Origin of the sequence: Proteiniphilum sp. UBA1028 (assembly GCF_002316955.1) — a bacterium.
In the GTDB taxonomy this organism is placed as follows: Bacteria; Bacteroidota; Bacteroidia; order Bacteroidales; family Dysgonomonadaceae; genus Proteiniphilum.
This window is the reverse complement of sequence record NZ_DCEN01000064.1, coordinates 6,768-10,096: the sequence shown is the minus strand read 5'-3', so window position 1 is coordinate 10,096 and position 3,329 is coordinate 6,768. Positions and strand designations below refer to the sequence as shown.

Here is a 3,329-nt window from a genome sequence, read left to right as displayed (position 1 = left end):
TGTATGAGGATAAATATCACAATATCTGGATCCTTTCCTACGATAATCAGGCTTTTCGATTTAATGTTGAAAATGCCACTTTCTTGGGAACAAACTCAATAGAGGCGCGTAGGGGAAGCACATTTTCTGCCAGTCAGATTGTTCCCATGGAGAGTGGTGTCGTATGGCTTTTATCAGAAAAGCACGGATGTATTTCCATTAAAGACTCCCTTTTTAATGCGGAGGTATATCATACTGCGAACCGTAATTTAACCGATAACCATGTCCATGCTATTCACGAAGACAAAGAGCGTAATTCCTGGATACTAACCCACAGAGGATTGACGATGCTGCCTGCTGATGGTGCCGGGTCTGTTTTTTATTTTCATCCTTTATCCACGGGCAGGTTTAAGGAAAATGCCCCTTTTTTCTGCGTCATGGAGCTGGACGATACAATTTGGTTCGGCTCCGAGAAAGGGGTGATTTGGAAGTACGATCTGAAAGGAGGTACCTTTACGCAACTCTCCACCGGTCTTTTCTCCGATATTATATCCATACGTGAAATCTCCTCCGAAAAAATACTTATCCTGTCTAATCTGAGCGGCTTCGTTATATACAATATGCACGACGGCAGTATGGAGTTGTATAATAAACAGACATCTCCCGACATGAAATTCAACAAAATCATTACCGGTTATATTGATCGCTCAAAGAACGTATGGCTGGAAACCGATCAGTTGGGTGTCTCAAAATTCAATCCCTATACCGGACAATATAATCATTTTACACCCTTTATAGAAAGCAGGGTGTCGAGCGTATTTCCTCCCAACTTTTTTATTTTCGAAGATAACAACGATCGTCTGTGGGTACATCCAAGAGGAGGAGGCTTTTCGATCTACGATAAATCGAATGACCGGTTAATACCCTTTTACAATGAACCCTTCTCCCAACATTGGCTTTTTTCCAACATGATGCATTCTGCCTATTCAGACAGACAGGGTAATTTGTGGATGTGTACACGTTCCAATGGATTGGAGAAGGTGATTTTTTACGATGATGCCAAATTTAAATCAATACCTCTTCATGCCAATGTCAACTCCACAATTAGCAACGATGTACGTCCCATATTCGAAGATTCGCAGCACAATATTTGGGTAGCGACAAAAGACGGGATTTTGCATATATATGATGCGGAAATGAAAGAAAAAGGCATCCTGAATAATCGGGGAGAGATTGGAAGTGGAACACCATTGGAAGGAATAGCGTACAGCATCACCGAAGATGAAGCCAGGAACATATGGATCGGGACTAAGGGAGAAGGTGTTTACAAACTGACAAGGAAAGATAACGGGAGTAGTTTTGATATACTTCATTATAAAAATAGAGCCGATGATAAATACTCTTTGAGCGACGACAACGTCTATTCAATTTTCGAAGATAAAAACGGGAATATATGGATTGGGACCTACGGTGGAGGACTGAACCTGATACTTCGTGAAGGGGATGATCGAAAAGTTCTCCATTACTACAATGATCTTGGAAACTATCCTTTCGTCATGGGTGACCGGGTGAGGATTATCGCAGGCGACAGATCAGGGAATATCTGCGTGGGGACCACCCTCGGTTTTATGATGTTTGATGCCGATTTCAACTCCCCGCAAGAGATCGCTTTTAAGATTTACACAAGGAATAACACCGATGAACATTCTATTGGCGCAAACGATATCATCGATATCTGTACCACAGAATCCGGAGAGACATATATCGGTACATTCGGTGGAGGTATCAGCAAGATAAAGGAAACAGATCAAAATGGCTTCCCGCTGTCGTTTGAGACATACAGCTCATCCGAGGGGCTGCCCTCAAACATCATTCTGTCTATCGATGAAGATAAAAGGGGGGACCTGTGGATAGGCAGTGAAGGGGGACTCACCAAGTTCAGCCGGGAGAAGCAGACCTTTGAAAACTTCAGCGAAATAAAACGCATGATGAAAAGGCACAATTTCTCTGAAAATTCGAGTTGTTGCCTGAGCGACGGGAGAATGTTATTCGGCTATTCGCATGGAATGTTTATGTTTGATCCCGAAAATGTGAAGAACAATACCTTTAATCCCTATCTTGCACTGGTGCAGTTCAGACTGTTCAACCGCATCCTGCCCATCTCCGCCGAAGGGCCGTTGTATAAAAGCATCGACTTGATTGACCGTCTGCAGTTAAGGCATAATCAGAACTTCCTCAGCATTGAGTTTGCCGCCCTTGACTATACAGATCCGGAAAATATTCTGTATGCCTATAAACTTGACGGATTCGATAAGGAGTGGATCTATTCCGGCAATCAGCGCATTGCCAACTATACCAATCTGTCGCGGGGAAAATACCTTTTTCGGGTAAAATCGACCAACAGCGATGGTGTATGGATCAACAACGAACGGACACTGGCCATTGAGGTGCTTCCTCCTTTCTGGGCCACGGGGTGGGCATATCTCATTTATGCGGTGTTGACGATATTGGTCTTGTATATTATCTTCAGGATATTGTACGCTTTTTACAGGATGCGAAACAAGATCGTATGGGAAAAGCAGGAGTCGGAGATCAAGACTCGTTTTTTCACCAATATATCGCACGAGATACGCACACCGCTAACCATGATTGTCTCTCCAATTGAAAACCTGATACAGAGTAAATCCACTCCCGAGGCAGTTCAAAAACAGCTCTTGCTTGTTTCCAAAAATACGAAACGGCTGTTAAACATGGTAAATCAAATCCTTGATTTTCAGAAGATGGAACAAACCCCGCTCACTGTCAGTAAGATTGCAATAGGGCCATTTGTGGAAAACCTGTATGAGAATTATACAAACAATGCAAACCTGAAAAAAATAGACTATCGTTTTGAAAACAGGGTGGGCGACCAGTTGATATGGGTAGATGCCGAAGCGCTAGAAAAAATTGTGGTGAATCTTCTTTCCAATGCGTTCAAGTATACACCTCCGGGAAAATTGATCCATGTAACATTGTTCCATGTTAACGATGAAGTTGCCTTGCAGGTGAGGGATACCGGTATCGGCATCAATAAAGAAAGAATGGGGAGGTTGTTTCGGCGTTTTGAGTCTTTTAACGAAGATCCAAGTAAGCCAAGTACCGGCATCGGATTATCCATTGTGAAAGAAATGGCCGAGAAGCATCGTGCCAGGATAGAAGTGGAAAGCGAAGAGAATAAGGGCAGCAGGTTTACCGTGTTCTTCAAGAAAGGAACATCGCATTTTGGTGCTGACGTAACCATTGACGATACTTTCCCGGCAACGATGAACCAGATGCAAAGAGAAGATCAGGATGAACAGACTCCCCCCCTC

1 protein-coding gene is annotated in these 3,329 nt (G+C 43.2%); it reads left to right on the top strand.

The features are described from left to right. Positions 1–83: 83 nt before the first annotated feature. Positions 84–3,329, top strand: a 3,246-nt coding sequence (locus tag B3Z75_RS11130) for a sensor histidine kinase (RefSeq protein WP_294071584.1), incomplete at its 3' end; no start/stop codon positions are given.